The organism is Vibrio sp. V08_P9A1T1 (assembly GCF_963874405.1).
GTDB lineage: Bacteria > Pseudomonadota > Gammaproteobacteria > Enterobacterales > Vibrionaceae > Vibrio > Vibrio anguillarum.
Map to the genome: position 1 here is coordinate 1 of NZ_CAWNIB010000143.1, position 4,653 is coordinate 4,653.

General features: G+C 44.9%; 4 protein-coding genes. All 4 read left to right on the forward strand.

Features of this window, described 5'->3' with window-relative positions:
- Nucleotides 1-473 precede the first annotated feature (473 nt).
- The 4 genes from AACT21_RS06815 to secF all read left to right on the forward strand — a co-directional run bounded on the left by AACT21_RS06815 (nucleotide 474) and on the right by secF (nucleotide 4,588).
- On the forward strand, nucleotides 474-1,151 hold the full coding sequence (locus AACT21_RS06815; protein WP_231494674.1) for an SH3 domain-containing protein: 678 nt from the start codon (nucleotides 474-476) through the stop codon (nucleotides 1,149-1,151).
- A 92-nt stretch (nucleotides 1,152-1,243) separates the two neighbouring features.
- The gene (locus tag AACT21_RS06820) at nucleotides 1,244-1,747 is read left to right on the forward strand and encodes a hypothetical protein (protein ID WP_013868524.1); all 504 of its coding nucleotides are present in this window, start codon (nucleotides 1,244-1,246) and stop codon (nucleotides 1,745-1,747) included.
- Nucleotides 1,748-1,844: 97 nt separating this feature from the next.
- A complete protein-coding gene (gene secD, locus AACT21_RS06825; RefSeq protein WP_094164259.1) occupies nucleotides 1,845-3,683 on the forward strand; it encodes a protein translocase subunit SecD in 1,839 nt (612 codons plus the stop codon).
- Nucleotides 3,684-3,685: 2 nt separating this feature from the next.
- Nucleotides 3,686-4,588, forward strand: a complete 903-nt coding sequence (secF, locus tag AACT21_RS06830; RefSeq protein WP_017045371.1) for a protein translocase subunit SecF — start codon at nucleotides 3,686-3,688, stop codon at nucleotides 4,586-4,588.
- The last annotated feature ends 65 nt before the right edge of the window (nucleotides 4,589-4,653 follow it).

A 4,653-nucleotide genomic window follows, 5' to 3' on the forward strand; every position in this document is an offset into this window, starting at 1 on the left:
TTGAGTTAGAAGATCATCGGTATGAAGTGAAATTGGTTTTGTAATTGAAAGTAGCGTTCTTTAAAAAATTAAATAGAATTTATCGCAGTGAGATGAAATAATTTTATTAAATGTATTTCAACTTATTACCAGTATAGGGTAAGTCGGAAAATGTAAACCTAGGTAACTTTGAATAGGATACTTAACAAGATGTCCGGACTTATAGATGTAGAACTGTGAAATGAATATAGGATTTGATCGAGTGGCTAGGTTGCTGTTGAAGATAAATTTGAGTCCTTTATTCCATTTATAGGCTGATTTTGCAGAAGATTGACGCATAGCATCAAGTTCAGGATTAGGCTGTCGTTAGTATCGCTATGGGTTCGAATAGTGAGTAAAAATGACATTCGGAGATTTCAACTATAATTAACGAACAATTAAAGCGTGCCGCGCCGAACAAGGTTGCGCACAACAAGAAAGGAATGAGCAGCAAGATGAAAAAAATGCTGATGTTTCTATTATTGCTGCTTGGGCTGGCGGGCTCGGGGGCTGGCTATTACTTTCTTTATTATCTTCCTGAGCAAGAAGCACTGCAGGCCGATTCGTCGAGTTCGAACGATGAAGAGCAAGTGCCAACCACTGAGACGGCTCCTAAAACGGCCTTGCCACCAAAACCGCTTGTTAATGATTTATATGTCGATTTAGCAAGGCTCGGAGTAAGAGAAAAGCCCGATGCACAAGCGTTTGTTGAGCGGGTTCTATACCGTGGTGATAAGGTGAAAATCTTGGAACGTAAATCGGGTTTTGGCCGTATTACCGATTATTTTGTCTATGAGGAAAACGGGCCTGAAGTCGCGGAGTGGATACCTTTGGATGGTTTAGTGGAACAAGCCCCGCTGATCACAGCAGAGGAGCGCCGTAAAACGGTCACGCAGTACATTGCGAATTCGGATGATTTTAAACTCTATGAAACGGCTTTTGTGCAGAAAACCGATGAGTTGCTGAAAAATGAAACCTGCGTACCAGAAGATTTTGAAGAGCTTGGTGGCTGGGTAAAGTCGCTCAAATATCAAGAACGTGAGGTTTATTTTGTGTATTGTGGTGGCCGCAAGTTAGCCAACAAAATTTACTTTGATATACAAAGCAAAGAAATATTTTACGCTTCTCATTAGCTAAAGTGATAAGAGCATTTAGATCTTTTTACTTGAGGCTTATGGTTGTCAGGAATATGATGCCTGCTTGAGTTGAGAGGAATGATTTTTTCATGCATTGGCACTTTATTAAATATGTCTGGTTTACGCTTCTTGCGGTGGTTCTGCCTTCGCAAGCGTTCGGCTATTTAATTGAGAGTGAAACGCACAGCCACGCTGAACGTAAAGTTATCCTACAACATGGTGAAAAAACCTCGCTCACGGCGATTGTTCATCAGCAAACATTGCCTCAAGCTATTGCTATTCAACAACCTATCTCTGATCAACAAGATAAACAAACGGCTCCACCCGTATCAAAATCGCTTCACTCAGACACTTCTGCTGCAATCGTCACCGCGTCTCGTTGGGGGGTAACTTCCCGAGTCGTTGAATACGATGGCCCCACTTTTGTCGATAACACACCCAATTACGACGTCACCGTCGCTCCCTTTAGGCTTTATCTTTTTCCTGTCGCTGAGTTGGCGGCATGGCAAGCTCGCCCCTATAGTTCTAACCACAGAATTTCTGGTTGGAAAGAAACGAATGCCATGTATGTGGCGTTAAATAGCCAGTACTGATCCCTCTTACTTTATATCAAGTGACAAAGTCACTCGCTTGTTCATTTAACTTGTTTATTTAAAGTAATAACAACTCAGCTTTGCTGAGAGGATTGGTATGAAAAAAACACAAAATAAAAAGGCGTCAGCACGTCTTATTAATCACTATTCTGCGTGGAAGTATATCGTATTGGCCGCCACTTTGGTTGTGCTTGCCTTGAGCGCTATACCCACCTGGTACGGCGAACAGCCGTCTATTCAACTGCAAGTCTCCTCTAAAAATGAGACGCTTAATTCAGTCGTGGAATTAACTCATCTACTCGAAAAAAACGATATTGCGGTACAAAACATACAGCAGCAAGGTGGGAAAACGACCTTAGTCTTTGCTGAGGAAGTCCAGCAAACGCACGCCAGAGAATTACTCGATGGCATGATTGAAAAAGAAGACAGTATTACGTTCTCTTACGTTTCGGTTGCACCAACATGGTTGACAAATTTAGGTTTTAACCCGATTAAACTAGGATTGGACCTGCGTGGTGGTGTGCAATTTTTGCTGAACGTTGACGTGGATAAAGCGTTCCAAGAGCAACGTGACAGCATGATCGATACCGTGAAAGATAAGCTGCGTGACGAGCGTCTTCGCAGCGTGAAAGTTAGCTCTGAAGGTATTGATGGCTTCAAAGTAATGAGCAATTCAGCGGAAGATCTCAATAAAATCAATGCATTTCTTAAAGAGACTTACTCAGGGTGGGATATTCAACGCTCTTCTGATCAACTGCTGATCAAGCCTTCAAAACAGAATCGAGTCGATTTCCAATCAACGACGCTGCAACAGAACCTCAAGATTATGCGTGATCGCATTGAAGAGCTAGGCATCACTGAAGCCATGGTTCAGCGCCAAGGTGAACACAGCATTCGTATCGAATTACCGGGCGTGCAAGACCCATCACAAGCGAAAAACGTGATTGGTGCGACGGCGAGCCTTGCTTTTTATGAGGCGAAATCACCCAGCGAAGCGTTTACGTCGCAAGACATTGTGCTAAAAGATGAAAATGGCCGTAATGTGGTGCTCACTAAACGCCCTGTATTAACCGGCGATCACATTGTTAATGCGCGCGCAGGTATTGACCAAGTGGGAATGTCTGAGGTCAACATCTCGCTTGACCACGCGGGTGGCAAAATCATGAGTGATTTTTCATCCAAGCATATCGGTAAGCCGATGGCGACCGTGTACCGTGAATACACCACCAATGCTCGTGGCGAAACAGAGCGTAGCGAAAAAGTGATCAGTGTTGCGACCATTCAATCGCAGCTGGGTAGCCAATTTAGAATCACTGGTGCAGGTTCGATGGAAGAAGCACAGCAGCTGGCTTTATTGCTGCGCGCTGGTTCATTAACCGCACCTGTGACTATCGTAGAGGAGCGTACCATCGGCGCTTCATTGGGCGCAGAAAACATTCAAAATGGTTTTGCCGCATTAGCCTTAGGTATGGCATTAACGCTGACTTTTATGGCGCTTTGGTATCGCCGTTTAGGTTGGGTGGCGAACGCGGCGTTGCTGTTTAACATGGTGTGTCTCATTGGTCTGATTGCCTTATTGCCGGGTGCTGTACTGACCTTGCCGGGGATTGCTGGCCTAGTTTTGACGGTCGGCATGGCCGTCGATACCAACGTGCTAATTTTTGAACGTATCAAAGACAAAATTGCAGAAGGACGTAATTTCGCCCAAGCGATTGATTCTGGGTTTAGCAGCGCCTTTAGCACCATTCTTGACGCCAACGTCACCACTATGATCACCGCCGTGATTCTGTATTCGATCGGTAATGGTCCAATCCAAGGCTTTGCCCTGACCTTAGGGCTCGGCATTATGACCAGTATGTTCAGCGGTGTGTTTGCTTCGCGTGCGGTTATCAATCTCATTTGGGGACGAGATGCTCGTCGTGATGTAAGGGTATAAACATGATTGATTATTTGAAAAACCATATTCGTCCAATTCGTTACATCACGAGCGTACTCTCTGTGACATTGATGCTGATCTCATTAGTGGCGTTTGGTGTGAAAGGCCTCAACATGGGTTTGGATTTTACTGGTGGGATGGTCACTGAAGTCACGGTCGATAAAACCCTCACCAACAAAGAGTTACTGCAAGCGTTGAAACCTACATTAGGAGATTCAACGATGCTCACCAAAGCAGGTGAAGAGGGACGTTGGGTTATCCGCTACGCGCTTCCTGAAAGTGATCAAGAGACGCCTAACATTCCAACTTTGCTCAGCGACGTCTCTGAACATGTGACGGTGGTGAGCAACAGTATGGTCGGCTCACAAGTGGGGCAAGATCTGGTGGAGCAAGGTAGTTTAGCGTTGATGATCTGCTTACTGTGTATCTTAGGTTACTTGTGTTTCCGCTTTGAATGGCGTTTAGCGAGCGGCTCGTTGTTGGCCTTGCTGCATGACGTTATTTTAGTGCTCGGTTTCTTTGCTCTGACACAGATGGAGTTCAACCTAACCGTGTTTGCGGCGGTACTGGCGGTATTGGGTTATTCATTGAACGACTCTATTATCATTGCTGACCGCATTCGTGAATTGCTCGTGGCTAAGCAAAGTACGCCAACCAAAGAGATTACCGACCAAGCTGTGATTGCGACGTTTTCACGCACTATGGTGACTTCGGGTACGACATTACTCACCGTTTCCGCATTGTGGTTAATGGGCGGGGAGCCGCTTGAAGGGTTTGCTATTGCAATGTTCATCGGTATTATTTCTGGAACTTGGTCTTCAATCTCAATCGGGACTGTGTTACCAGAGTGGTTGAAACTTGAACCTAAACATTACTTGCCTGTAGTGGTGGATTCCGCGCCTTAGTATTTCTGCGCATGTCATTTAAAGTGAAGTAAAAAAATCCGCCTTATGCACAGGCGGATTTTTAT